The organism is Paenibacillus sp. FSL F4-0122 (genome assembly GCF_038002845.1).
Classification (GTDB): Bacteria; Bacillota; Bacilli; order Paenibacillales; family Paenibacillaceae; genus Paenibacillus_AQ; species Paenibacillus_AQ odorifer.
On the sequence record NZ_JBBODI010000001.1, the window covers coordinates 5,232,991 to 5,259,369 of the forward strand.

Annotated in this window: 25 protein-coding genes and 1 other annotated feature; of the genes, 21 read left to right on the forward strand and 4 right to left on the reverse strand. The window is 43.2% G+C overall.

Annotation, left to right across the window (positions count from 1 at the left end; genetic code table 11):
- Positions 1-62 precede the first annotated feature (62 nt).
- The 18 genes from yfmF (at position 63) to MHH49_RS22945 (ending at position 18,158) form a co-directional block, all read left to right on the forward strand.
- Positions 63-1,301: an EF-P 5-aminopentanol modification-associated protein YfmF gene (gene yfmF, locus MHH49_RS22860; RefSeq protein WP_256717312.1), complete on the forward strand. Its 1,239-nt coding sequence runs from the start codon at positions 63-65 to the stop codon at positions 1,299-1,301.
- A gap of 2 nt (positions 1,302-1,303) precedes the next feature.
- Positions 1,304-2,584, forward strand: coding sequence for an EF-P 5-aminopentanol modification-associated protein YfmH (gene yfmH / locus MHH49_RS22865; protein ID WP_038571902.1), 1,281 nt, complete (start codon positions 1,304-1,306; stop codon positions 2,582-2,584).
- Complete coding sequence (gene ymfI, locus MHH49_RS22870; RefSeq protein WP_036688412.1) at positions 2,585-3,352, forward strand: elongation factor P 5-aminopentanone reductase; 768 nt, start codon at positions 2,585-2,587, stop codon at positions 3,350-3,352. It abuts the gene before it with no gap.
- A gap of 137 nt (positions 3,353-3,489) precedes the next feature.
- Positions 3,490-3,753: a DUF3243 domain-containing protein gene (locus MHH49_RS22875; RefSeq protein ID WP_036688409.1), complete on the forward strand. Its 264-nt coding sequence runs from the start codon at positions 3,490-3,492 to the stop codon at positions 3,751-3,753.
- Positions 3,754-3,930: 177 nt separating this feature from the next.
- Positions 3,931-4,698 (forward strand): DUF3388 domain-containing protein, encoded by a 768-nt coding sequence (locus MHH49_RS22880; RefSeq protein WP_036688406.1) that lies wholly within the window; start codon positions 3,931-3,933, stop codon positions 4,696-4,698.
- Between the two features lie 93 nt (positions 4,699-4,791).
- Positions 4,792-5,724, forward strand: coding sequence for a helix-turn-helix domain-containing protein (locus tag MHH49_RS22885; RefSeq protein ID WP_036688403.1), 933 nt, complete (start codon positions 4,792-4,794; stop codon positions 5,722-5,724).
- A gap of 79 nt (positions 5,725-5,803) precedes the next feature.
- Positions 5,804-5,965 carry a hypothetical protein gene (locus MHH49_RS22890; protein ID WP_169744781.1) on the forward strand — a complete coding sequence of 54 codons (162 nt, stop codon included), beginning with the start codon at positions 5,804-5,806 and terminating at the stop codon, positions 5,963-5,965.
- 210 nt (positions 5,966-6,175) lie between these two features.
- Positions 6,176-6,667 (forward strand): YajQ family cyclic di-GMP-binding protein, encoded by a 492-nt coding sequence (locus MHH49_RS22895; protein WP_036688400.1) that lies wholly within the window; start codon positions 6,176-6,178, stop codon positions 6,665-6,667.
- A 155-nt stretch (positions 6,668-6,822) separates the two neighbouring features.
- Positions 6,823-7,410 carry a CDP-diacylglycerol--glycerol-3-phosphate 3-phosphatidyltransferase gene (gene pgsA, locus MHH49_RS22900; protein ID WP_036688397.1) on the forward strand — a complete coding sequence of 196 codons (588 nt, stop codon included), beginning with the start codon at positions 6,823-6,825 and terminating at the stop codon, positions 7,408-7,410.
- Between the two features lie 108 nt (positions 7,411-7,518).
- On the forward strand, positions 7,519-8,805 hold the full coding sequence (locus MHH49_RS22905; protein WP_341138506.1) for a competence/damage-inducible protein A: 1,287 nt from the start codon (positions 7,519-7,521) through the stop codon (positions 8,803-8,805).
- Positions 8,806-9,105: 300 nt separating this feature from the next.
- Positions 9,106-10,170 carry a recombinase RecA gene (recA, locus tag MHH49_RS22910; protein WP_036688391.1) on the forward strand — a complete coding sequence of 355 codons (1,065 nt, stop codon included), beginning with the start codon at positions 9,106-9,108 and terminating at the stop codon, positions 10,168-10,170.
- Between the two features lie 110 nt (positions 10,171-10,280).
- Complete coding sequence (locus MHH49_RS22915; RefSeq protein WP_051491576.1) at positions 10,281-11,006, forward strand: regulatory protein RecX; 726 nt, start codon at positions 10,281-10,283, stop codon at positions 11,004-11,006.
- Between the two features lie 316 nt (positions 11,007-11,322).
- Complete coding sequence (gene rny / locus MHH49_RS22920; protein WP_370510565.1) at positions 11,323-12,867, forward strand: ribonuclease Y; 1,545 nt, start codon at positions 11,323-11,325, stop codon at positions 12,865-12,867.
- 211 nt (positions 12,868-13,078) lie between these two features.
- Positions 13,079-13,873, forward strand: a complete 795-nt coding sequence (locus MHH49_RS22925) for a TIGR00282 family metallophosphoesterase (RefSeq protein ID WP_076100408.1) — start codon at positions 13,079-13,081, stop codon at positions 13,871-13,873.
- 199 nt (positions 13,874-14,072) lie between these two features.
- Positions 14,073-14,333 (forward strand): stage V sporulation protein S, encoded by a 261-nt coding sequence (locus MHH49_RS22930; protein WP_019910496.1) that lies wholly within the window; start codon positions 14,073-14,075, stop codon positions 14,331-14,333.
- 121 nt (positions 14,334-14,454) lie between these two features.
- Positions 14,455-15,420, forward strand: coding sequence for a dipeptidase (locus tag MHH49_RS22935; protein WP_076272315.1), 966 nt, complete (start codon positions 14,455-14,457; stop codon positions 15,418-15,420).
- Positions 15,421-15,558: 138 nt separating this feature from the next.
- Entirely contained in the window at positions 15,559-16,131 is a 573-nt protein-coding gene (gene pduL, locus MHH49_RS22940; protein ID WP_036688383.1) for a phosphate propanoyltransferase, read from the forward strand.
- Positions 16,132-16,769: 638 nt separating this feature from the next.
- Positions 16,770-18,158: a DEAD/DEAH box helicase gene (locus MHH49_RS22945; protein ID WP_036688380.1), complete on the forward strand. Its 1,389-nt coding sequence runs from the start codon at positions 16,770-16,772 to the stop codon at positions 18,156-18,158.
- A 188-nt stretch (positions 18,159-18,346) separates the two neighbouring features.
- Here MHH49_RS22945 and dapA read toward each other — a convergent pair whose 3' ends face one another.
- Positions 18,347-19,243, reverse strand: a complete 897-nt coding sequence (gene dapA, locus MHH49_RS22950; protein ID WP_036688378.1) for a 4-hydroxy-tetrahydrodipicolinate synthase — start codon at positions 19,241-19,243, stop codon at positions 18,347-18,349.
- 121 nt (positions 19,244-19,364) lie between these two features.
- Here dapA and MHH49_RS22955 point away from each other — a divergent pair, with 121 nt between their 5' ends.
- Complete coding sequence (locus tag MHH49_RS22955) at positions 19,365-20,240, forward strand: LysR family transcriptional regulator (protein ID WP_036688377.1); 876 nt, start codon at positions 19,365-19,367, stop codon at positions 20,238-20,240.
- On the opposite strand, the gene MHH49_RS22960 is transcribed toward MHH49_RS22955, so the two are convergent.
- Positions 20,211-20,633 (reverse strand): VOC family protein, encoded by a 423-nt coding sequence (locus tag MHH49_RS22960; protein WP_051491575.1) that lies wholly within the window; start codon positions 20,631-20,633, stop codon positions 20,211-20,213. The genes MHH49_RS22955 and MHH49_RS22960 overlap by 30 nt on opposite strands.
- A 253-nt stretch (positions 20,634-20,886) precedes the next feature.
- On the opposite strand from MHH49_RS22960, the gene htpG reads away from it, so the two are divergent.
- Positions 20,887-22,767 (forward strand): molecular chaperone HtpG, encoded by a 1,881-nt coding sequence (htpG, locus tag MHH49_RS22965; protein ID WP_038571886.1) that lies wholly within the window; start codon positions 20,887-20,889, stop codon positions 22,765-22,767.
- Between the two features lie 61 nt (positions 22,768-22,828).
- Here htpG and MHH49_RS22970 read toward each other — a convergent pair whose 3' ends face one another.
- Positions 22,829-23,293, reverse strand: a complete 465-nt coding sequence (locus MHH49_RS22970) for a DUF4362 domain-containing protein (RefSeq protein WP_341138507.1) — start codon at positions 23,291-23,293, stop codon at positions 22,829-22,831.
- Between the two features lie 125 nt (positions 23,294-23,418).
- Positions 23,419-23,680 (forward strand) — a binding site (T-box leader).
- 43 nt (positions 23,681-23,723) lie between these two features.
- On the opposite strand from MHH49_RS22970, the gene metG reads away from it, so the two are divergent.
- Positions 23,724-25,370 carry a methionine--tRNA ligase gene (metG, locus tag MHH49_RS22975; protein ID WP_094903715.1) on the forward strand — a complete coding sequence of 549 codons (1,647 nt, stop codon included), beginning with the start codon at positions 23,724-23,726 and terminating at the stop codon, positions 25,368-25,370.
- Between the two features lie 8 nt (positions 25,371-25,378).
- On the opposite strand, the gene MHH49_RS22980 is transcribed toward metG, so the two are convergent.
- Positions 25,379-26,248, reverse strand: a complete 870-nt coding sequence (locus MHH49_RS22980) for a LysR family transcriptional regulator (RefSeq protein ID WP_036688370.1) — start codon at positions 26,246-26,248, stop codon at positions 25,379-25,381.
- Between the last annotated feature and the right edge of the window lie 131 nt (positions 26,249-26,379).

Here is a 26,379-nt window from a genome sequence, read left to right on the forward strand (position 1 = left end):
CACGCGGTAAAGGAGTTTTGGACTTGACTAATAATGTATTTCAGCATGGCAACGTTGCAGGTATGCGTATTCACGTGATGCCTACCAAGGCGTTCAAGACCTACGCCATCTCACTTTATGCCGGCGTCCCACTTAATGAGGATACGGTCACCCCTACAGCACTTGCTCCATTTGTGCTCCGCAGAGGTACCGCTTCTTACCCAGAGACTACTCAATTCCGCGAGCGTTTGGAGGAGCTGTATGGCGCTGGATTTGGTTTTGATATTTATAAAAGAGGCGATTATCAGATTGTTCAGTTTCGCATGGACACCATTAATGACTCCTTCGTGCAGAGTCAGGAGAGCTTGCTTGAACAATCCTTTGCTTTTCTAGGAGAAGTCCTGACCCGTCCATTGGTGGAGGATGGAAGCTTCCGTCCTTCCTATGTTGCAACAGAGCGTGAAACAGTGCGCAAGAAGCTGGAATCTATCGTAAATGATAAGATTCGTTATGCAGCGGAGCGCTGTATCGAAGAAATGTGCCGTAACGAGCCCTATCGTCTTCATCCACTGGGTCAAAGAGCGGATTTGGACCGGATTACCCCAAAAAGTTTGTACGAATCCTATAATTCATGGCTGGATGGAGCTATTTTGGATCTCTATGTAGTGGGAGATACGACTACTGAGGAAGTTGAAAAGCTTGTGCAGCATCACTTCGGACGCATTCAGTCGGAGGTGGGCTTATATAGCTCCAAGTTTGTCCCAGTATCCGTTAGCGAGGTAAGGACGGTAGAGGAGAAGCTGGATGTCAGTCAGGGCAAGTTGAACATGGGTCTGCGCACATCAATTACGTATAAGGACGATACATATGCGTCCGCACTTATGTACAACGGAATATTAGGAGGGTATCCACACTCCAAACTCTTCGTCAATGTACGGGAGAAGGCCAGTCTTGCATATTATGCTTCTTCACGCTATGACGGTCACAAGGGGATTGGAACGATACAATCAGGCATCGAAACGCAAAATTACAACAAAGCTGTTGAAATTATAGAGAAACAACTGGAAGAGATGAAAGCTGGCAACATCAGTGATCTGGAGTTAAGCCAGACCAAAGCCATGATCCGCAATCAGCTTTCCGAGATTCCGGATTCTGCTTTTGAGATGATCTCTTACGACTTCAACCGCCAGTTGTCAGGAAAAGAACGGACAGCGGATCAGCTGCTAGAAGAGGTGGAACAAATCGGTGCAGGGGAAGTAAAAGCCGCAGCGGAGACCTTTCAGCTGGATACGATTTATTTCTTGACAGGGAAGGAGGAATAGAGATGGAACAGATTCAATACGACAGACTTCAAGAGACCCTTTATCATGAGGTGATGGATAATGGGCTTCAGGTTTATGTATTGCCAAAACCAACATTCAAAAAAACTTACGCCACATTTGCAACTAAATACGGTTCTGTAGATAACCATTTTCATGTCGCAGGTGGAGAAGAGACCACTGTTCCTGATGGTATAGCTCACTTTTTGGAGCACAAAATGTTTGAAGAGCCAGAAGGCGATATTTTTGCCACTTTTGCCTCAAATGGAGCTTCAGCTAACGCTTTTACAAGTTTCGATCAGACGGTTTATCTTTTCTCGGCAACAGAAAACATAGAGACCAACCTTAGTACACTCGTTGATTTTGTGCAACGACCTTATTTTACGGATGAGAATGTAGAAAAGGAAAAAGGGATCATTGGTCAAGAAATCAATATGTATGCAGATAATCCAGACTGGCGTGTGTACTTTGGCCTTATTGAGGCGATGTATTCGAAACATCCGGTTCGGATTGATATTGCCGGAACTATAGAATCAATTAGTACGATTACGAAAGAAACACTGTACACTTGTTACAACTCTTTTTATCATCCCAGCAATATGCTGTTGTTCGTAGTAGGTGGTGTGGATCCGGAGAAGGTATTCTCCTTGATTCGCAGCAATCAGCAGGGGAAATCTTATGGTAAACAAGGTGAGATTAAGCGTATTTTTGAAGAGGAGCCGGAACAAGTCGCTACGAAGCGCTTGGAAAGTAAACTCGCCGTTTCGATGCCTAAGATTATGTTTGGATTTAAGGAAAAAGTTGATGGTCTTACAGGTGAAGCTGCGCTTAAGCGTGATCTGGCCACTAAGCTTATGCTTGATTTGCTGGTTGGCAGCAGCACAGCGTTGTACCAAAAGCTCTATGATGAAGAACTGATCTCTGACAGCTTTGGTCATGAATTTAATAGTTCAGAACAATATGCTTTTTCAGCTATGGGTGGAGATACCAAGGACCCTGATTTGCTTCTAAAACGAATAAAAGAAGAAGTGGATCAGATCTTAAAGTCTGGCTTTGCTGAGAAGGATTTCGAGCGGGCACGGAAAAAGAAAATAGGCGGATATTTGCGCATGCTGAACTCCCCTGAAAGTATCGCACATGAATTTACACGTTACCAATTCCGCGGTGGTGACCTGTTTGAAGTTCTGCCTATTTACGAATCGATTACTTTAGCTGAAGTAAATGAGCGTTTACATGCCCATGTAAATTGGGAGCAGCTCGCTGTTTCACTAGTGGTGAGTCCTTAAATGGCGCTTTTGGGAGAGAGCAACAAACCATTAGGAGAAATGACAGTTCTGGTGACAGGGGGCAGCGGGGGAATCGGTGGCGCCATTGCAGAACGGTTTGCCTCTGTAGGCATGAATATTGTTATTCACTACAAGCACTCACATGAAGCTGCTAATGATGTCGCTCGGCGTTGTATGGCCCTTGGAGCAAAGGTAATGACTGTAAATGCGGATATGAAGGATCGCAGTCAGATTGTACGAATGGCGGAGAAGCTTGAAAGTAATGGAATGCAGCCAGATATTCTTGTTAACAATGCCGGTAAATCTCATTACGGGATGCTGGCTGATGTGAGTGAAGAGGAATGGGACGATATTATGGCCATTAACTTGAAAGGTACCTTTATGTGCAGCCAGATTTTTATGCCGTACATGGTATCCCAGCGTTATGGCCGAATCATCAACGTTTCTTCCGTGTGGGGAATATCGGGAGCCTCTTGTGAGGTCGCTTATTCAGCCAGTAAAGGCGGAGTAAATGCTTTTACTAAGGCGTTAGCCAAAGAATTAGCACCTTCTGGCGTAACTGTGAACGCGGTAGCTCCAGGAGCGGTTAATACGAATATGTTGTCTAACCTACAGGAGGATGAGGTCCGGATGCTGGAGGATGAGATTCCGGCGGGACGTTTGGCTACTCCGAACGAAATCTCCTCATTGATTTACTTTTTGGCACTGCCAGAATCCGGGTATATTACTGGGCAGATCATTAGCCCTAACGGTGGCTGGATTACGTAATGCTTAACTTGGAGAAAAGCTCCAGCATAAGAAGCTATCGTCTGAGACATATTATAAGTGTTGTTTTTTAATCTCTCGTAAGGCGGCTTACAGCCTGTATGCAGGTGTTCGACCGTAAACATGAAGGAGGATTTAAGATGACACAAGACGATAGCGTAATCAAAAATTTTGACACCTGGAAGAAATTCCTAGGTAAACGGGTTGTACAGGCAGAGAAACTTGGGATGAGTCAAGACACAATCTCAAAGCTGGCTTTTGAAATCGGGGAATTCCTTGATGAAAAAGTGGATCCAGCAAACACTCAAAACCGTGCGATCAAAGAGCTATGGGATGTCGGCAACGATGAAGAAAAGCAAACGATTGCTAAACTCATGGTCAAGTTGGCGAAAGACAACGCCTAAGCTTGCGGAAAAGCTCCCCCTGTGGGAGCTTTTCTGCAATTATTACAGGACTGACCTTGCCTTTCATTTTTATTTTATATATCATTAACATGACCCGTGTAAAAGACCGCTTTGCCGGGGCAGCTTTTTTTGCTGTATTGGCAAAGGGTAGGGAAAAGGAATCTATGAGGTGTACAAGTGGAATATAAACAGTGGTATATGGAATACAAGATTCACAAGAACAGACCCGGTCTGCTTGGTGATATCGCTTCAATGTTAGGGATGCTGGAAGTTAACATTCTGACGATTAATGGAGTTGAAGGAAAAACTCGCGGAATGTTGCTGGAGACCAATGATGATGAGAAAATTATGCTGATGGGCGAAATGCTCAAAAAAGTTGATAATATTACAGTTTCAGCTCTGCGGTCTCCTAGGCTCGTGGACAAGCTGGCTGTGCGCCATGGGCGATATATTGAACGGGATTCAGATGATCGGAAGACGTTTCGTTTCACCCGCGATGAGTTAGGTCTATTGGTTGATTTTCTCGGTGAGCTGTTTAAAAAAGATGGGAATCAGGTTATAGGACTGCGTGGTATGCCCCGTGTAGGAAAGACGGAATCCATTATAGCTGGCAGTGTCTGTGCTATGAAACGCTGGACATTTGTCTCGTCCACACTGTTGCGGCAGACGGTGCGGAGTCAATTGGCTGAAGATGAGATGAACCCACATAATGTATTTATTATTGATGGTATAGTTAGTACGATCCGCTCTAATGAGAAACATTATAATTTATTACAAAATGTTATGAGCATGCCAAGCACAAAGGTTATAGAGCATCCAGATATTTTCGTACGCGAATCTGAGTACAGTTATGATGACTTTGATATTATTATTGAGCTGCGGAATAATCCAACTGAAGAAATCTTGTACGAGTCGTTTACGACGAGCTACAGTGATGATTTATAGAACACAAACAATGAAGAATACACTTCCGAGCATGTTTATTTATAAAGCTGGTTAAGGAAGTTTACATTCATAGAACTTACAGGAGGTGATGGTATGTCGGAACTGGGCCGGCAATTGAAAGAGGCACGTCTGCAAAAAGGGATGAGTCTTGACGATGTCCAGGAAGTAACAAAAATTCGCAAAAAGTATTTGGAAGCCATCGAGTCTGGAGACTACAAGGTGCTTCCAGGAAGTTTTTATGTGAGGGCGTTTATCAAAACGTATGCAGAAGCAGTAGGCATGAGTCCTGACGAACTGCTCGAGGAGCATGGGAACGTACCTGCACCACCCGCAGACACGACCATGGAGACGGTGATTCAAAAGCGCAGCCGTAGACCCGAAACCGAACGGAATGCAAAATGGCTGCCAACGGTGCTAATGTGGACATTCCCTATATTGATTATTGTAGTGATTTACATTTATGCTTCTAGTTTAAACAAAGCAGACCCTGATCAAGTTGATCAAACAAATATCACCAATAATGTGCAGGATCCTAATACAGCACAAACTTCTCCACCCGCATCAGGAGGCGGTGTTGTAGCGCCTACTTCCTCGGCAGGTGCTGAAGCAACTACAGAGCCAACTACGGAGCCTACGCCAACACCGACGCCAACGCCGACTCCTCAATCTATCACGGTTACACCAGATGGGAAGTCAGGCAAAACAACGAAATTTAAGGTCACAGCTCCTGCCGGAAGCGAAGTTAAGGTTGAGATTGTTGCATCCGGAGTAAGCTGGCTTGAAGTTTACAAAGGCGAGAACTCTAAAGGTGAAAAACTCTCCTTCGGAAATACAGCTGCAGGAGAAACTATGAGCTTCGTTCTTGGTAGTGAGGGCATGTATATTAAGTCTGGGTATTCCCCAGCAACTGAGATTACCGTAAATGGTCAAGTAATCACGGATGAGAAGACTTCTTCACGTCTCCTGCTTAATCTTGACGACGGTTCTGGAAGTGAAGGTACCCAAAGTGAAGGGACAGGCGAATAACAAATAGGATGTATAGACTTTGGCTTTAGGGAGAACATAAGACTGTTTTCAGTTTTAGCCAAAGTGAGGTGTACATCTTATGACAGTTAGCTGGATTGTAGCTGGCCTTGGGGTTGTTGTCAGTCTCATCGGATACTATTTGACACCAGGTGCTTGGGGATACGGAATTCTCGGATTCGGTATTGCACATATTGTGCTAGGAATTCTGGATATGTTTCGTAATCCGGTCCGAAGCAGATAGAAGCTGTAGAAATGAACGTCTCCAACGGCGTACTTCCGGTGGAGACGTGTTTCTACCCTTTGAATCAAACTCACTCGAAGGAAAAGCTCCACTTAGTGGGGCTGTTTTCTATGTCGGGTGAGCTACATAATGATTTATCCAAAATTAGACTTAATAGTACCATTCTCTTATAATAGTAGCAGACTAATTGTATAAAGGACGTGGAGTTTAATGAGTTCAGAATGTTCATTTGATATTGTATCCAAAATGGATATGCAGGAGTTAACGAATGCTATTCACCAAACAGAGAAAGAGATCGACAACCGCTTTGATTTTAAGAACAGCAAAAGCAGTCTGAAGATGGAGAAAGACGCACTTATAATCGCCTCTGAAGACGAATATAAGCTAAACGCTGTTATTGATATTTTACAATCAAAGATGGTGAAAAGAGGCATTACCCTAAAGAATCTGGACTTCGGTAAAGTAGAACCGGCTTCCCTGGGATCTGTACGTCAACGTTTAGGGCTTAAGCAAGGCATTGATCAGGAGAATGCGAAAAAGATTAATATTCTGATCCGTGATTCAAAATTAAAGGTGAAGAGCCAGATCCAAGGGGATCAAATTCGTGTAACCGGCAAGAGCCGCGATGATTTGCAGCAGATTATTCAGATTTTGCGTAAAGCTGATTTGCCGCTGGATCTACAATTCATGAACATGAAATAGAATTTTGTGCCCCGCAGTGCTTATTAGCACTAACAACGCGGGGTGCTTTCTGTTTTTTTGACACCTATTTATTGCTATAATATACTTGCTTAAGTAGAAATGGATTAGCCTGATTTAGGCAATTTGTATGAACGATTTAGGGGAGGAAAACTTCAGTGAATTTGCCCAACCGCATCACGCTAGCTCGTATTTGCCTGATCCCGATTATGATGTTTTTTTTACTGGTGGATTTCAGTTTTTATCCAGAACCGATACATTGGGGCTCGTTTCAGCTATCTGTTAATCATTTGGTAGCAGCTGTAATCTTTTTGCTTGCGGCCAGCACGGATGGAATAGACGGCTACATTGCTAGGAAATATAATATGGTCACCAATCTCGGTAAACTCCTTGATCCACTTGCGGACAAACTGCTGGTATCTGCAGTTCTGATTTCACTTGTGGAGCTGGGCAGATGCGATTCATGGATTGCTATTGTAATCATCAGTCGTGAGTTTGCAGTCACCGGACTTCGCCAGATTGCATTGCTAGAGGGAAAAGTGGTTGCCGCCAGCAAATGGGGCAAGATAAAGACGGTTGTACAAATTGTTGCGATCTCACTGCTGTTGTTGAATAATTTCCCATTTCAATTTGTCAGTATTCCTGTAGACGATATTGCTATTTGGGCCGCAGCGCTGATCACTATTTATTCTGGAATTGATTATTTTGTGAAGAATAAGGATCTGCTACAGCTGCATAATGCGTAAGAATGTAAGCTGGACATACAAGGAAGGGTAATAGGTGAAGCACCTATTACCTTTTTTGAAATCTAAAAGCAGTGTACCTACATTATAACTAGGAGGCGAAAGCCAGGTATGAAAGCGGAGATTATTGCAGTAGGGACAGAGCTTTTGCTCGGTCAAATCGTGAATAGTAATGCCCAGTTTTTGTCTATAGAGCTAGCTGCCATCGGGATCGATGTATACTTTCAAACTGTTGTCGGTGATAACAGCAGCCGCCTGCAGCAAGCCATCGAGATCGCTCAGAGTCGGGCCGACGTTATTATCTTTACAGGCGGAATTGGCCCCACTGAGGATGATCTGACTAAAGACGCACTGGCTGCATCGCTAGGTAGAACGCTCCACATTGATCGTTTGGCGATGGATCATGTACAACGTTTCTTTGATGATCGTAAGATCGTTATGACCGAAAATAACCGCAAACAGGCACTTATAATTGAAGGAACTACACCGTTGCCGAATGAAATCGGTCTTGCGGTTGGGATTGCTTTTGAGCATGAGAAGAAACATTATATTGTGCTTCCAGGTCCACCTCGTGAGATGAAACCGATGTTCGTAGATAAAGCAGTACCGTGGCTACAGCAGCACGCCTTGACGAACGAAACACCGCTTTATTCAAAAATGCTCAAATTTGCCGGCATCGGAGAATCACTGCTGGAGGACAAGCTCATTGAGCTGATTCGCAGTCAGACTGATCCAACGATTGCTCCGTATGCCAAAGAGGGAGAGGTAACTGTTCGTATTTCGACAAAGGCCCCTTCTGAGCATGAAGCTACAAAAAAGCTGGAGATACTGGAACAACAAATCAAGGAGATTTTGCCGGAACATTTGTATGCGAACATTGATGTGCCGCTAGAGCAATTGATAGTGGATTGGATGGCGGATGCCGGCCTGACCTTAAGTGCGGCAGAGAGCTGCACCGGAGGTTTGCTGATGGAGAGTATAACAAATATTCCAGGCAGTGCTTCGATGTTTGCCGGCGGAATCGTCTGCTATTCAAATGACTTAAAGAAAAAGCTGCTGAATGTGCCAAGTGCTTATTTGGAGGGACCCAATGCCCCTGGAGCCGTAAGCCGAGAAGTTGCCGAGGTGTTGGCTGACCAAGTGAGAATGATTGCAGACAGCGATTTCGGCTTATCTGTTACAGGTGTAGCTGGACCGGGTTATTCTGAACGAAAGCCTGTTGGACTTGTATTTATCGGCTTGGCTGAACGGGGACGTAAGACAGAGGTTTATGAGCTTAATCTTAAAGGTACGCGGGAAAATATCCGCTTACGAACAGTTAAGGCTTTGCTGTATCGTCTCTGGCGGAGACTTGAGGAACGCAAGGTGGAGACACCTCTTGAGGGTTCAGACTTGTAATGGGAGATTAGCCCAGTTATAATAAACACATACGGAAGAACCGTGGCACTGAGATTTCTTTGCTGCGGTTTTTTGTATATTTGCAGAGATTTTGATCACGATGCTTTCTCATGATCATAAGTCGTTGATGTCCGGTGAAGTGGAGAATTTAATTAACTTCTATCTCCGGAGGGAGGCTTACAATAAAAGGGATAAATAACGCCCAAGACAAAAAAAACGAATGTATGTTCGAAAAAAAGCTTGGCAAGACCTTAAAAACACGTTATTATATTACTATAAACAGTGAAGGAAGTGGTCTGATTGTCAGATCGTCGTGCAGCGCTTGATATGGCGCTTCGTCAAATAGAAAAACAATTTGGTAAAGGTTCGGTAATGAAACTGGGAGAATCCACGCATATGCAAGTGGAAGTTGTACCTAGCGGATCTTTGGCACTTGATATTGCGTTAGGTATAGGCGGACTTCCAAAGGGACGTATTATTGAAGTATACGGACCGGAATCTTCAGGTAAAACAACAGTTGCTCTTCATGCTATTGCAGAAGTGCAAAGACAAGGCGGACAAGCTGCTTTTATCGATGCCGAGCATGCGCTTGATCCGAAATATGCACGTAACTTGGGCGTAAATATCGATGAATTGCTGCTTTCTCAGCCAGATACGGGTGAACAAGCGCTGGAAATCGCCGAAGCACTTGTTCGTAGTGGAGCCGTTGACATTATTGTCGTTGACTCCGTTGCTGCTTTGGTACCTAAGGCTGAAATTGAAGGCGATATGGGTGATTCCCACGTCGGACTGCAAGCTCGCTTGATGTCTCAAGCACTTCGTAAGCTTTCTGGTGCCATTAGCAAATCGAATACGATTGCTATCTTTATCAACCAGCTTCGTGAGAAGATCGGTGTTATGTTCGGTAACCCTGAGACAACTCCGGGTGGTCGTGCATTGAAATTCTACTCCTCTGTACGTTTAGATGTACGTCGCGTAGAGAGCATCAAGATGGGCAACGATGTGGTTGGTAACCGTACTAAGATCAAGATTGTGAAGAATAAAGTAGCCCCTCCATTTAAACAGGCTGATGTTGATATCATGTATGGTGAAGGGATTTCCAAAGAGGGAAGTCTTGTAGATATCGGTACTGAAATGGATATCGTGAATAAGAGTGGTGCATGGTATTCCTACGAAGGCGAGCGTCTCGGTCAAGGTCGTGAGAATGCTAAGCAGTTTTTGAAGGAACATCAGGATATTGCCCTTATTATTGAGAATAAGATCCGTGAAGCAAGTAATTTATCCACTATTGTTGCTGCGCCGAATAATGATGAGATTGTTGCAGAGCAAGAGGAAGAAGAAAAATTGCTCCTCGAAATCGAATAGTATATTAAACAATAGGACGCCCTGTGATTGATTGTTGCAGGGTGTCTTTTCTTAACAAGTATTGAAAGTAAGACGATAACTGATCTATTGCTATGAGGTGACAAACAACTATGGTAATACAACTGGATTTTGAAGCAGAAGAACAAGATGAGCAGGTGTTATCTGATTTTCCTGAAGGAGAACTCTTAGAGATCACTAAAGTAGAACGTCAAAAGAAATCTGACCACCGTTATATCATACATTTCGGAGCATATAACATGACTGTGCACGAGGACGTCATGATTAAATATCGAATGATTACTGGTAATTCTTTTATGAAGGCTGATTTGGAAGAAATTGTTGTAGCTGATGAGCGTCAACGAGCTTATGTGGAAGGCCTCCGTTATCTTGAACGTAAACCACGCACCGCTATGGAAATGACTCGCCGTTTACGCCAGAAGGAAATAGGAGAGACTATTATTGCGGAAGTGGTGCAGCGGCTGCAGCAGGAAAGATTTCTTGATGACCCTTTATATGCTAAGCAATGGGCGGAGCAACGAATAGCGAACCAGCGGAAAGGGAAGATGTGGATTCGACAAGAGCTACGTGAGAAGGGGATTGACAAAACCCTTATATCGGAAGCTTTGGAGAATATTACTCCTGAACAAGAGCTGGAGAGTGCACTCGAAACAGGGCGCAAGAAATGGAATCTCATCCGTGGAGACGCTTCAGATAAGCGAAGAAAGACTGGAGCCTTCCTTATGCGCCGTGGATTCTCGGGCGATATGGTTCGCCAAGTGATCAATACTTTACTTGCGGAAGACAATTATGAAGGTGAAGATGAGGAGTTTTACTAGAATCACTGATTCTCTTGACATTAATGCGTATATCGACTCTCTTGACAATGTCTTTTTATAAATAATAAAATATAACATGAATCGGCATAAAATTAGAATCCTTTTTCCTTCCCAAAAAGGAGACTGTTTTAAACGGTTCACGTACAACTCATATGAAATGTAATCGCCGGATAAGGCGGGCAGTGTGCATGTGCAGCATGTGCAGTATGGCAATCGGTTGTTTACCGGTTTTTTGTATGGTGATGAACGGATAGTTAAACAACTGCACAATTCCCAGGGATATACCTTGGAGAGGAACCAACGAGGAGGTGAACAGATGCTGGAATCATGGATCTGGGTCATTATCGTTCTCGTTGTAGCTGCAATATTCTTTGGGTTCGGTTATTTTATTCGTAAATCCCTTGCAGAAGCTAAAATCCAAAGCGCAGAAAGAGAAGCCGTTGTCATCGTTGAGAATGCGAAGAAGGACGCTGAGGCGCTGAAGAAAGAAACAGTATTGGAAGCTAAGGACGAAGTCCATAGAATCCGTACTGAAGCTGAGAAAGAAACTCGTGAACGTCGGAATGAAATCCAACGCCAAGAGAGACGTTTGCTGCAAAAGGAAGAATCTCTGGATAAAAAAATGGAATCGCTTGAAAGAAAAGAAGAACAAGTAGCTAACAAAGAGAAACGAATTGATGAAACCCAACAGCAAATTGATGTTATTTACAAAAACCAAGTCACTGAATTGGAACGTATCTCCAATTTAAGCATCGAAGATGCAAGAAGTATCATTCTTAGCAATGTTGAGCAAGAAGTTCGCCATGAAACGGCACAAATGATCAAAGAAATTGAACAGCAGGCGAAAGAAGAAGCGGATAAGAAATCCCGTGAAATCATTACACTCGCTATCCAACGCTGTGCAGCTGATCACGTGGCGGAAACAACGGTTTCAGTTGTTACGTTGCCGAATGAAGAGATGAAGGGTCGGATTATCGGTCGTGAAGGCCGTAATATTCGTGCGTTGGAAACTCTTACAGGTATCGACCTCATTATTGATGATACGCCGGAAGCAGTTATTTTGTCGGGATTTGATCCAATCCGCCGTGAAGTGGCCCGTACGGCACTTGAGAAATTGGTGGCTGATGGACGTATTCACCCCGCTCGTATTGAAGAGATGGTGGAGAAATCCCGCAAAGAAGTGGACGAACGGATTCGGGAATATGGTGAGCAAGCTACTTTCGAAGTGGGCGTTCACGGTTTGCATCCAGATTTGATCAAGATTCTGGGGCGTCTGAAATTCCGTACAAGCTATGGTCAAAATGTATTGAAGCACTCCATGGAGGTTGCTTATTTAACAGGACTGATGGCCGGTGAGCTTGGGGAAGACATCGTGCTTGCAAAACGTGCAGGATTACTTCATGATATCGGCAAAGCGCTGGATCATGAAGTGGAAGGTTCGCACGTTGAGATCGGCGTTGAACTAGCGAAGAAATATAAGGAACATCCGGTTGTTATCAACAGTATCGCATCTCATCATGGAGACTGCGAAGCTACCTCGGTTATTGCTATGTTGGTTGGCGCCGCTGACGCATTGTCGGCTGCTAGACCTGGTGCTCGCCGTGAAACACTGGAAACGTATATTAAACGTCTAGAGAAACTGGAAGAAATCTCAGAGTCATTCGAAGGCGTTGAGAAATCATTTGCTATTCAAGCGGGCCGTGAAGTGCGCGTGATGGTACAGCCAGAGAAGATTGACGATGCAGAGGCATTCCGTCTTGCTCGCGATATTACGAAGATGATTGAAAGTGAACTGGATTATCCAGGACATATCAAGGTTACCGTTATTCGTGAGACACGGGCTGTTGAATACGCTAAATAGGCAATAAGTAGATAACATACGCTTCGGAAATAACGATATTTATGATCGTTTCCTGGTACATGTTTCTGCTAGGAATATAAGGTTAAAGGATAAGATATAACTTATACTTTCTTATATTTGATGAAAATTGGCCCCTAAGCGGGGCCTTTTTTCTTTTAAATATGAAGACTTATCCGTTAGATGAAGAGGTTAAGATTAGGAGGAGAGAAACATTAAAGTACTATTCATTGGAGATATCGTAGGTAGTGTAGGTAGGAAGGCACTTCGGGAGATGTTGCCCTCATTAAAAAGCAAATATCAACCACATATAATCATAGTTAACGGTGAAAATTCTGCTGCCGGTAGAGGGATTACTAAAGCGATCGCAAATGAATTTTTTAACTGGGGCGTTCACGGAATCACCATGGGTAATCACACATGGGACAACAAGGATATCTTCGAGTTTATCGACGATGAGGCCCGGATTATCCGTCCTGCTAATTTTCCTCCAGGAACACCAGGAAGAGGATATACGGTTGTTAAAGGTAACGGGAAAGAGCTGGCTATAGTTAACCTGCAAGGCCGTACATTTTTGCCTGCGATTGATTGCCCTTTCCGTGTGGGTGAAGAAATTGTGGAAGAGCTACGTAGAGATCATAAATGCATTCTCGTTGATTTCCATGCAGAGGTTACCTCTGAAAAAATCGCAATGGGCTATTTCATGGATGGTCGCGCATCAATTGTAGTTGGGACCCACACTCACGTGCAGACGAATGATGATGTGATTTTGCCAGGTGGAACGGCTTACTTGACCGATGCGGGTATGGTTGGTTCAAGTGAAGGGATTCTGGGTATGGAAAGAGATGCAGTACTTTATAAGTTCACTACACAGCTTCCAGCACGATTTGTTGTTGATGAAGGCAAATGGCAGCTTCACGGTTTATTTGCAGAATTAGACGAGAATACTGGCGCGGCTACCCGTCTGGAGAAAATACGGCTACGTGAAGATGAATGGGTAATGAGCTAGTAGTAGGATAAGATAAGTGATTTTCTGGGTAATTTCGCCGAATAAGGGTAAAGTGTGATATTTATTATATCGAAAAAGAGTATCTATTGTACCATTTTCTCCAGAGTAGTCCGCAAAAAGAAGGAATTATTTCTTCTCTCGCGAATAACATCTAAAGTAGTGGAAGAACACCATTATTTTCCCAGGGGAGGTACTTACTATGGATGTATTAAAAGTATCAGCTAAATCCAATCCAAATTCCGTCGCCGGCGCTTTAGCAGGTGTTCTTCGTGAACGTGGATCGGCCGAATTACAAGCTATTGGAGCTGGAGCACTGAATCAAGCAGTCAAAGCAGTTGCCATTGCCCGGGGATTTGTTGCACCAAGCGGAGTAGATTTGATCTGCATTCCGGCATTTACAGACATTGTGATTGATGGAGAGGATCGAACCGCGATTAAATTGATTGTAGAACCCAGATAATAGAAGCATAGAACGGATGAACCTGTTTACTTATGTAAACAGGTTTTTTGCTTTTGGTATATAGTCTGGCGTTTTTAAGCATAGAATCTGGAATAGGGCTGCATGAAAGCGAGGGCTTGGGATGAGAACCGATAAGCTACAGGTTGCGGATTTTCATTGTGATGTGCTGAGTAAAATGCAAGCATCACCGGATATGGATTTTAAAAATGATCCCCGGTTGGATGTTACCGGAGAGCGGTTGGTAGCGGGCGGTGTAGAATTGCAGATTTTTGCGATATACCTTTCGGCAAGTAGAGGTAGACCTAGCTTTGAGAATGTTTTAGGACAAATTGATTTGTTCCGGAAAAAAATATTAGGCGCAGAGAGCCTTCAGTGGCTGCGTTGGAAGGAGGAGGTAGGTAAACGAGCAGCTGGAGCACCTCCATGGGGAATGCTCTCTCTGGAGGGTGTAGACGGTCTAGAAGGGAACCTATTTTATGCACAGCTCTGCTTTGAGCTTGGCGTGCGGTTTTTGGGGATCACTTGGAATTATGCCAATTGGGCAGCGGACGGAGTATTGGAGCAGCGCAACGGCGGATTTACGGAAAAAGGGCGAAAGCTGATCGAATGGTGCAACGACAGTGGAATGTTGCTTGATGTGTCACATTTGTCTCAGGCAGGTTTTTGGGAGCTAGCCGACTTAAGCACACGTCCGTTTATAGCTTCCCATTCGAACGCCGCAAAGATCTGCGGGCATGTTAGAAATTTAAATGATGAACAGATTAAAGCATTAATTGCAATGGACGGAAGAATGGGCCTGACCTTTTATCCGTGGTTTGTATGTGATGATGGAAAAGCTCGTATAGATGATTTGTTTAAGCATATTGATCATGTATGTAGTCTGGGTGGGGAGAAACATATGATGTTTGGTTCGGACTTTGACGGCATTGACACTTGGGTAGAGAATATGGAGCATCCGGGAAAATACCCTGAGCTTGCCGAGCACCTGCTTCGTTACTATCCAGAAGCTTCCGTTAAAGGTTGGTTATATGAGAATGCGGTCTCCTACTTGCGTACAAACTTACCTTCACAGGTGTCTAAATCATGACAATCCTGTTCTAAAAGTATGAATTGTCGAAAAAAAGGCCCTCGTTATGATGTGGGGCTTTTTATTTTTGGTTAAGAAGATGTATAATGGTTAATGGCTTGTACAGATACTAGAGAAAATACAAGGAGTGACTTTACTATGAGTAAGACTGTACCCGTAGGTGTGTCGGCTAGACATATTCACCTTACGCAAGAGCATGTGGAGGCTTTGTTTGGCCCAGGATATCAACTAACGGAGTTCAAACCCCTCTCTCAACCAGGACAGTTTGCAGCAAATGAGCAAGTAGCAGTTATCGGCAGCAAAGGTAAATTTGACAAAGTAAGAATTTTGGGACCTGCTCGTCCGGCTTCCCAATTAGAAATTTCCCGTACTGACTCCTTCGCACTTGGCGTGAAAGCTCCAGTTCGCGAATCTGGAAATATTGATGGAACACCTGGCATTACGCTTAAAGGACCTGCTGGCGAAGTAGAATTGGAACAAGGCGTTATCATCGCCGCTCGTCACATTCACTTCCATACTTCTGAAGCTGAAGCTTGGGGCATTGCTGATAAGCAATTGCTTAAAGTTCGTCTCGGAGGCGATCGTGGTCTCGTATTGGAGAACGTAATTGCACGCGTATCAGACAGCTTTAAACTGGATATGCATATTGACACTGACGAAGCTAACGCTGCAGGTGCCAACAACGGCGATACTGCTGAAATCGTAGAATAGTCATCATAGTTATAGCAAAGATAAGAAGCGGGGGAGAAATCCTCCGCTTTTTTGTGCGTGTCTGATCCGCGTGCTGTAAGGATTGCGTGTCTGATCCGCGTGCTGTAAGGATTGTGTGTCTGATCTGCGTGCTGTAAGGATTGTGTGTCTGATCCGCGTGCTGTAAAGTTTGCGTGGTTTACCCGACCGCTTGTACATATCGGACTGTATCGCAGCTATTTCAGCATTTTGATCTATTTTGCCAAGGTATCGGACCGCATAGCTCTTATTGCCTTATATTTGTACTGAACTGGGCTTCGAAGGTGTGAATAACTGCATCCGAGTCCGATAGCATCGCCAAAAACCATGAATCCTCAAAATAAGGGCGTCTGAGTCCGATTGCTCAACAGGATCAACAGGATCAACAGGATCAACAAAAGATACGCCCCAGGATAAATTGAGGAGGAGTATTTTACGGTTAGCAAAATATTTCTGTAAGAGCAGAACGAATAGTATCCTGAAATGGATTTTTAATGAAAATTGGTGTGATGATAAAGAAAATCTATTATTATGTAACTTATTGTGTTATGATTATGGTTTATGACGTGACAAAAGGATTTATTGTTAAGAATATATGTATTAGAAATTAAGGAGACCCAATGACATTTAATGAACTGAATATTGTGCCTGCAATTTTGAAGGCTTTAAGCAAAGAAAACTATACATCACCTACACCAATACAGGAGCAGTCGATTCCAGCTGTATTAGCGGGTAGAGATTTACTTGGATGCGCGCAAACGGGAACAGGAAAAACAGCTGCATTTTCCGTGCCTATTATTCAATTGTTAAGCGAACAATCCAACCCAAACAAATCCAATAATGTGCGACGCATTCGCTCGTTGATTTTAACACCGACAAGAGAACTAGCGATTCAAATTGCTGATAACATAAAAGCGTATAGCCAATATACAGATATCCGCTCTGCTGCCATTGTTGGCGGTGTGTCACAGAAAGTGCAAGAACGTGCACTGAATCAAGGTGCCGATATTCTTATTGCTACCCCTGGTAGACTTATCGACCTGATCAATCAGAAACGTGTAGATCTGCAATATGTACAAATTTTAGTTCTGGATGAAGCTGACCGGATGCTGGATATGGGCTTTATCCATGATGTGAAACGAATCATCGCCAAAATGCCTACGAAGAAGCAAACTCTGTTTTTCTCGGCAACGATGCCAACTGAAATTTCTAAATTGATCAAAACATTGCTTGTGAATCCAGTGAAGGTAGAAATCACACCCGTGTCATCTACTGCGGATAGAATCAATCAATCGATCTATTTATTAGAGAACGGAAATAAGCAAAACCAATTGAACCTGCTGTTACAGGATAAATCCATCGTCTCAGCTTTGGTGTTTACTCGTACCAAACGTGGTGCGGACCGTGTTACCCGCGATCTGGCTAAAGTGAACATTTCTGCTCAAGCCATACACGGCAATAAATCACAAAATGATCGCCAGAACGCCTTGCGGAATTTTAAAAGCGGTGCGACTCGTGTTCTCGTAGCTACGGATATAGCTGCCCGGGGAATTGATATTGATGAGCTGTCTCACGTAATCAACTTCAATCTACCGAACATTCCGGAAACCTATGTGCACCGGATCGGTCGTACAGGCAGAGCGGGATTGAGCGGAACGGCAATTTCTTTTTGCGAAGCTGAAGAGCTTCCTTTCCTTAAAGATATTGAAAAATTGATTGGAAAATCGATTCCGGAAGTTAAGGATCATCCTTATCCGATGTCTCGTAAAACGCAAATGAAGACAGATCGTTCTGCGAAACCGTCAGGTTCGAAAGCAGCAGCTTCGAGACCATCGTCTTCGAGACCGTCGAATTCCAAACCAGCAACTGCTAAACCTGCGGCAACAAAACCGGCAGCAACAAAATCAGCGGCATCCAAACCAGCTAAAGCAAAACCTAAGTCTAACCCTCCATTGAAGCCAAAGTCCGAGTGGTTCACAAAAGGAAGACAAAAAACGAGCAGCAGATAAGTAAGTTTGAATGCGTATCGTTTCTATAGCAAAATAAAAAAACGTCAGAGTAAACTGAACTGCACCCCAATTGTTAGACACAACTAACATTTGGAGGTGCAGTTTTTTATGTTTTATGTCCTGATGATTTACAACAAAAAACAGCCGCTAAACAGTTCCTCACTGTACAACGGCTGTTGTTATTTCATTTATGCGGTTGCTTCAATTGTATTGTCCTGAACATAGGGGCTCAGTTCTTGCTGAAGTCCTGTGCTGATGGAAGTCATAGGGAGGCGAAGCGTATCCGAGGATAGTAGGCCGTTTTGGTTAAGCATCCATTTAATTGGAGCGGGATTCGATTCCTTGAACAATAGGCGGATGATCGGCAGTAGTTGTTCAAAGCTTTCTTTAGCGAAGTCCACTTGACCAGATGTAAAGGCTTCAAAGATACGAAGGCATTCTGCCGGATAAACGTTGGCAGTAGCGAGCATACCTCCAGCTGCTCCGCAGCTAAGCATTTCATAAAAGAGGGAATCATCGCCGCCAAGCACAGGTTTAGCACCTGTACGGACTAACTCTGTAACCATTTTTGTACTGCCTGAGCAGTCTTTTAAACCGACAACATTATTCATTTCTAGGATTGTACGTGCAGTATCTACCGTCATGGCGGTACCTGTACGACTTGGAATATCATAAGCCATGATAGGTATGCCTACTTCTGCTGCTTTGCGGAAATGGGCAATGATACCCTCTTGTGAAGGACGACTATAATAAGGTACGACTACTAGTGCACAATCAGCACCAAGGTTTGCAGCAATTTCCGTGCGTGCAACCGTAGAGGCTGTATCATTGGTACCTGTACCAACTACTAAGGGGATTGATGTGGATTGTAGAAGCTCACGGGAAGTGTTTACTAGAAGCTGCATTTCATTTACGGTTACAGTGGGCGATTCTCCGGTGGTTCCATTAACGACCAGACCTTGTATGCTGTTGTTAATAATGTTCTTTACATAACGCTGATACGAATCCAAATCAACTTCACCAGCAGCATTGAACGGGGTGACCACGGGGACATAAACTCCATAAATCTGTTGTTCTGTAAGCATAAATTATCGGCCTCCAAAATATTTTAATTCCTCTACATACACTTTACCATGGAAAGTAGCATCGTCGTTAGCTATAATAAATGATATGGATCATCAAAAATATTGATGTTAGGGTGAGGTAATGGATTTAACCTATTTACGAACCTTCCGCGAGGTGGCTAAACGTCAGAGCTTTACGCGAGCTGCTGAAGAATTGGGATATGCACAATCAAGTGTGACGATGCAGATACAGAAGATAGAGAAGGAATATGGAGTACCTTTAATAGAGAGGCATGGCCGTCAGCTGCGGCTTACCCCGCCAGGAGAAGAGTTATTGAAGCTGTTCGTGGAGATTTTGGATTTGTATGATCGTTCAAAAGAAACCATCGCCCAGCAAATCGGAGGAACGATAACTATTGGGACGATAGATTCTTTAGCGGCCTTTTATTTACCTCCTTACCTGCAGCAGCTAAGGACTAAATTTCCGAAGCTGGATATTCATCTGCAAACGATGCAGGAAGCTAATCTTCTTGCCAAAATAAAAGATGGCGAAGTAGATCTAGGCTTAATGTTGGATCGCACCACTGCGGATTCCATCCTTGAGCGTACGATCGTCAGAGATGAGCCGCTTGTATTGATAGCCCCCATTCATCATCCGCTTGCCCAGATGGATACGGTAACCCTAAACGATCTGAATAACTGTGAGCTAATAGTCTCGGAGGAAAGCTGTATTTACCGCAGTCTGTTCGAGAATTTGTTAAAAGAGCACGGGATCATATTCCGCATAGGTTTTGAGCTTTCGAATCTGGAGGCCATCAAACGTTGTGTAATGAATGGCCTTGGAATTGCTTTGTTACCAAAAATCGTGGCAGAGGAAGAAATTGAACGAGGAAGCTTGGCGGAGCTGTCCTTTATTCATCCCGAAATTCACTTTGATCTGCAGCTTCTGATGCACCCTAAGAAGTGGAAATCACAACCGCTGCAATTTTTAATCCAAATGTTGCTTGCAAATCATTAATTTATTCCCATCAGGATCTTTCACAACAAACCAATGCTCATCTTGAATTTCAGTTACTAGCTCTACACCGAGAGCCTTCACATAATTGAAAGAGGCTTGCAGATCATCGGTCAGTAATAAAAAAGCTGGTGTTGTAATGGGCGGTGTTCCTTCAGGTTCTAAGCCGCCCCACAACGGCATGGTATCCAGGATGATTCCAGTGTTTCCCTGCATAGGCAGCGGGCATAAATGACCGTTCATGATCTTACAATCTGTCTCTGGAAGCCCCAGGACTTGGCAATACCAGCGACGGGATTTTTCAATATCATGTACGGGAATGAATACACTGCCAATTAAGTTCTTTACGGGGCTTTTTATTGTGGAATTTAAAGCGGACATTGCTTGTTCATTCATTTAAAGACCTCCCAAATCCGAAATGGATAAACCTTTATTTGGAAATTATGTATCTAATCTATTTAAATCATACAATCAATAGGATTGCAAGGGAATTGTAAATGGTTATATTTTCATATGAAAGTAGCCAAAAAATTTGACATTGAAAATCAGTTTATGTTATATAAAAAGAAGAATTAGCACTCATCTAAGAAGAGTGCTAATCACGGAATGATGAATAATAAGGTTATTTTGAAAGGAGATTTATTTATTCATGGCCAAAAAAGAGTTTAAAGCCGAATCGAAAAGATTGCTGGAAATGATGATTAACTCCATTTATACTCAACGGGAAATTTTCCTGCGTGAACTGATTTCCAATGCAAGTGATGCGATTGATAAGATCTATTACAAAGCCTTAGCTGATGAAGGCCTGGTCTTCAATAAAGAGGATTATTATATTAAAGTGACCGCCGATAAGGCGAACAGAACCTTGACGATTTCCGATACAGGTATCGGGATGACACAAGAGGAGCTGGAGAATAACTTAGGTACAATCGCGAAGAGTGGATCTCTTGCTTTTAAGAAAGAGAACGAAGCTAAAGATGGCCACAATATCATCGGACAGTTCGGAGTGGGCTTCTACGCTGCGTTTATGGTGGCTGATGACGTTATAGTGATCAGTAAGGCATTAGGCAGCGACGAGGCCTTTAAATGGGAGTCTAAGGGCGCTGACGGCTATACCATCGAGACTGTTGAGAAGGATTCTGTCGGCACTGATGTGATTTTGAAGATTAAAGAGAATACTGAAGAAGATCAATATGATGAATATTTGGAAGAATATCGCCTGAAATCCATCATTAAAAAATACTCCGACTTCATCCGTTTCCCAATCAAAATGGACTTGAAGGAACAAAAGCCAAAAGAAGGCACGGAGAATGAGTTCGAAGAAGTTGTTCAAGAACAAACCGTAAACAGCATGGTGCCAATCTGGCGCAAGAACAAAAGCGAGCTGACTACAGAAGATTACGATAACTTCTATGCAGAGAAACGTTACGGCTTCGATAAGCCGCTTAAACATATTCATATCAGTGCTGATGGTGCTGTAGTGTACAATGCGATTTTGTTCATCCCAGAAAATACACCGTTTGACTATTACACAAAGGAATATGAAAAAGGTCTTGAGCTCTATTCCAACGGTGTGTTGATCATGAACAAATGTGCGGATCTGCTGCCTGATTACTTCAGTTTTGTAAAAGGTATGGTGGACTCAGAGGATCTTTCCTTGAACATTTCCAGAGAGATGCTCCAGCATGACCGTCAGCTGACTCTGATCGCTAAGAACATTAAGAATAAAGTGAAAAGCCAACTGCAAAGCCTGCTGAAGGATGAAAGAGAGAAATATGAGCAGTTCTATAATGCTTTTGGCAGACAGCTTAAGTTTGGTGTTTATAACGATTATGGGATGCACAAAGACACCCTTCAAGATTTGCTGATGTTCTACTCCTCCAAGGAGAAGAAGCTGGTTACACTGGACGAATACGTCTCAAGAATGCCAGAAGATCAGAAGTATATCTACTATGCTTCCGGAGAGTCGATCGACAGAATCGAAAAGCTCCCGCAAACCGAGCTTGTATCGGATAAAGGGTATGAAATTCTCTACTTCACTGATGATATTGATGAATTTGCGATCAAGATGATTCAGTCTTATAAGGAAAAAGAATTTAAATCCGTATCCAGCGGAGATCTGGGGATCGAAGCCGACGAAGCGGACAAGCCAACGGAAGCGGAAGAGAACGAAAACAAGGAGCTTTTTGAAGCGATGAAGGACATCCTGTCCGGCAAAGTGAAAAATGTTAAAGCTTCCAAACGTTTGAAGACTCATCCGGTATGTCTCTCTGCAGAAGGTGAGCTGACGATCGAGATGGAGAAAATTCTGAAATCGATGCCGAATGGCCAAGAGGTGCAAGCGGATAAGGTACTTGAAATCAACATCCATCACGAAGTATTCCAGTCCTTGAAGGCGGCAGCAGAGAACGACAAAGAAAAGCTCGGTTTATACACGAACCTGCTGTACAACCAAGCCCTGTTGATCGAAGGTCTACAGGTTAGTGATCCAGTTCAATTCACCAATGATATTTGCAAAATCATGAAATAATATGAAGTAACGAGACCATCCAATTGTATTATGATTGGGTGGTCTTTTTTATTTCAGCATTTCATTTTGTTGTGCGAAAAAGGTAGTAATCAATTTCAGAGTCATTATTTGTGCAACCGCTGATCGAATAGATAATTTCACCTTGTGTGCTTTTTTTACTCGTCACTTCGGAGCAGGTATCGGTTCTGACTCCTGTGTTGCTTCCACCGAATGCATCATTAGAGGTATCATAGCTGTAATTAATCACGTTACCGTCAAATTTTAAATCCTTAAATATGGGATCGCCTTCATCTGTGTAACTTGTAACGCGTATATTGTCTGCTTTTTTGCTGGAGAGATTCGTTATAAATTGCTCGAATTTATCGAGGTTGTACACTTTTTCCCAAGAAACAATATCCCCTCTACTGATGGCTTCTTTGGAAGTATAGGGCTCACTTTTAGGTACAGAATTGACTTGATTATCGGAGCAGCTCCATACCCCTGCTAGTAAAAGAACAGAGAGTGTAAGCAAATTTACCTTTTTCACTGAGGGACCTCCTTGTAACGTATTTATATAAAAGACGAAGATTAACTGGAAAAGTTACAGTGAGCTTGATTTTTCACATTGACAATAAACAACAAATTGAGTATTATTTTCTCTAACTTGAATATGTAAAAGCAAAGAAGAGAAAGAGTACCACGGCAATTCTTTCAACAGAGAGCTCCGGTCGCTGAAAAGGAGTAAAGAAAACCCTTGGGAATATGGTCTCAGAGCTGCGCATCGAAACCTTATGGGTTGTAGGCTGCGCCGGAACCTGCATCCGTTACAGTGCTAGGGTATAAACGTTAATTAACGTCGTACCTGAAGAGGTAAATGTCATGAGGCATTTATAAAATTAGGTGGTAACACGTGAGTAGAACTCTCGTCCTTTGTGGATGGGAGTTTTTTTGTTGTCTAAAAAAGGAGGAGAAGGTTAATGAGTAATGTGTTTATAGGTGGCGCTTGGCCGTATGCGAATGGATCTTTACATCTGGGGAGATTATCAAGTGTGTTGCCTGGGGATGTGCTGGCACGATATTTTCGCTCCAAAGGGGATAACGTATTATATGTATCAGGCAGTGATTGCCATGGAACACCCGTAGCGGTTCAGGCTGCGAATGAAGGGATTACGCCCGGAGCTTTTGCAAGCAGATATCATGAAGAGTTTCTGAAGTGTTTTGAACAGCTGGGATTTAGTTATGATCTATATACTCGAACGGATCAACAGCAGCATCATAAGGTCGTGCAAGAGTTGTTTACAAAGCTACTAGAGAATGGTCATTTATATAAAAAAACCATTGCGCAATGTTACTGCGAGGTGGATCAGCGCTTTTTGCCAGACAGATATGTGGAAGGGACTTGTCCGGTATGTGGCCAGCGGGCGCGAGGGGATCAATGTGATTATTGTTCTACCATTCTAGATCCTGCCGATTTGTTAGACAGAGTCTGCAAATTATGTGGGAGTACACCAATAGAACGGCCGACAGAACATTATTATCTTAGCTTATCTAATTTTCAGTCTGAATTAACGGAATATGTAGCGGAAGCACAATTTTGGAGAGATAACGCTATAAAACTGACCAAACGTTATTTACAAGAAGAGCTGCAGGACCGCGCGGTAACAAGAGACTTGTCTTGGGGTGTAGATGTTCCTGTGGCTGGATTTGAAGATAAAAAGATTTATGTTTGGATTGAGGCGGTAAGTGGTTATTTATCAGCCAGTAAGCAGTGGGCTGCACAGTCCGGAGGAAGCTGGGAGGATTTTTGGTTAGAGGAAAAAAGGAAGATAACCGCTTATTATGTGCATGGTAAAGACAATATTCCTTTTCACACTTTAATATGGCCGGCTGTGTTATTAGGAGCAGGAGGTCTGCATTTACCGGACAGGATTATATCTAGCGAATATTTAACCCTTGAAGGGCAGAAGTTCTCCACTAGCCGAAACTGGGCGGTCTGGGTACCTGATATTTTAGAGCGGTATCAGCCAGATTCTATTCGTTATTTCTTAATTGCCAATGGACCCGAGAAGCGGGACACGGATTTTTCCTGGAGAGAGTTTATTTATAGCCATAATGGAGAGCTGCTTGGAGCATTTGGTAACTTTGTGAATCGTTCATTGGCTTTTGTAGATAAGTTTTATGAAGGGAAAGTGCCGAATGGGCAATTGGATAAGGGGTGGAATGACAACATTGACCTCTTGTATCTCGAATCAGGGCGGCTTATTGAGGCTGGGAATATAAAAGATGCGCTGGAGTATATTTTTTCTTATGTGCGCAAGGCAAACCAGTATTTCGACCTGCAAAAACCATGGATACAGATAAAAGAGGATCAGGTTTCTTGTGATTCTGCAATATACACATGTGTGCAGATTATTGCGAACCTAGCGAATTTGTTACATCCGTTTCTGCCGTTCTCTTGTGACAAGATCAGGGGGTTCCTGTCGTTAGAACTACCGAATTGGCAGCCTTGCTCGGTACCCCCTTACCAACAGGTTACTGAATTACAATTATTGTTTGAACGAATTGATATTAACCGTATTAAAGAAGAAGAGGATAGGCTCGTTCAACAACAAGTGAATAAATAGAGCTGGTATTATCCATTCTTGAAACTCTCAATAAACTTTGAAGCCAATGATGACAAGTATTTATCCTTAATCCAGACGGCGGCGACCCGCGTGCGTAGTGATTCACTACTGATTTCTTTATAGATCAAATTACTGTTACTCGTTAATTCGAAAGCGGATTTGGGGATGATTCCGATGCCAAGACCAGCGTTTGCCCAGAGCAGTGTTGTCCTAGCATCATCATTCATGCAGAAAATCAGCGGATCAAAGCCGTTCTCAAGACATGTTTCCCGGATAAGCTGCTCAAAACGGCGGTAGATAATAAGCGGCTTATCCTTTAGCTCACCGATCTCAATAAAGTTTTCATCCGTTTTCCAGTCATACTCAGGTGTCATTACGGCAATCATAGGTTCAGCTTGTGTGTAAAGACATTCTAAATTTGTACCATTAAAGGGTGTCCTTACAATTCCGACTTCGACAATGCCTTTATTCAAGAGGTCAATGATTCTAAAGGTATTTCCTTCATGAATCTCAAACTTCACACCTTTATAGGTTTTGTGAAATTCACATAGCCGATCTTGAAGCAACGTAGCTCCAGAGGAAGAAACTGTACCAATGGCTAGGGTTCCTTTTAAACCTTTGACAAAATCAGTGAGCTCACGGGCAGTGGAATCTGCCAGCTCCAGAATTTGTTGGGCACGGTCCCGCAAAATGGCTCCAGCTTCAGTGAGCTGCACGCTGCGTGGACCTCGTTCCACTAGCTTTACACCGAGTTCTTCCTCCAGGAGCTTTAGCTGCTGGCTCAGCGGAGGCTGGGCCATTTGCAGTTTTTTGGCTGCAGATGTGATCTGTCCTTCCTCAGCTATCGCCATAAAATATTTAAGCTGTCTAATATCCATATAAAAATCCTCCGAACTTGAGATATGCTAATCGTATGGGAGCGATACGAATCCAATATTATTAATATGTGAGTAGATATGCCATAATCATAACTGTTCTTATACATATTTCAAGTGGTTAAATACTTCTT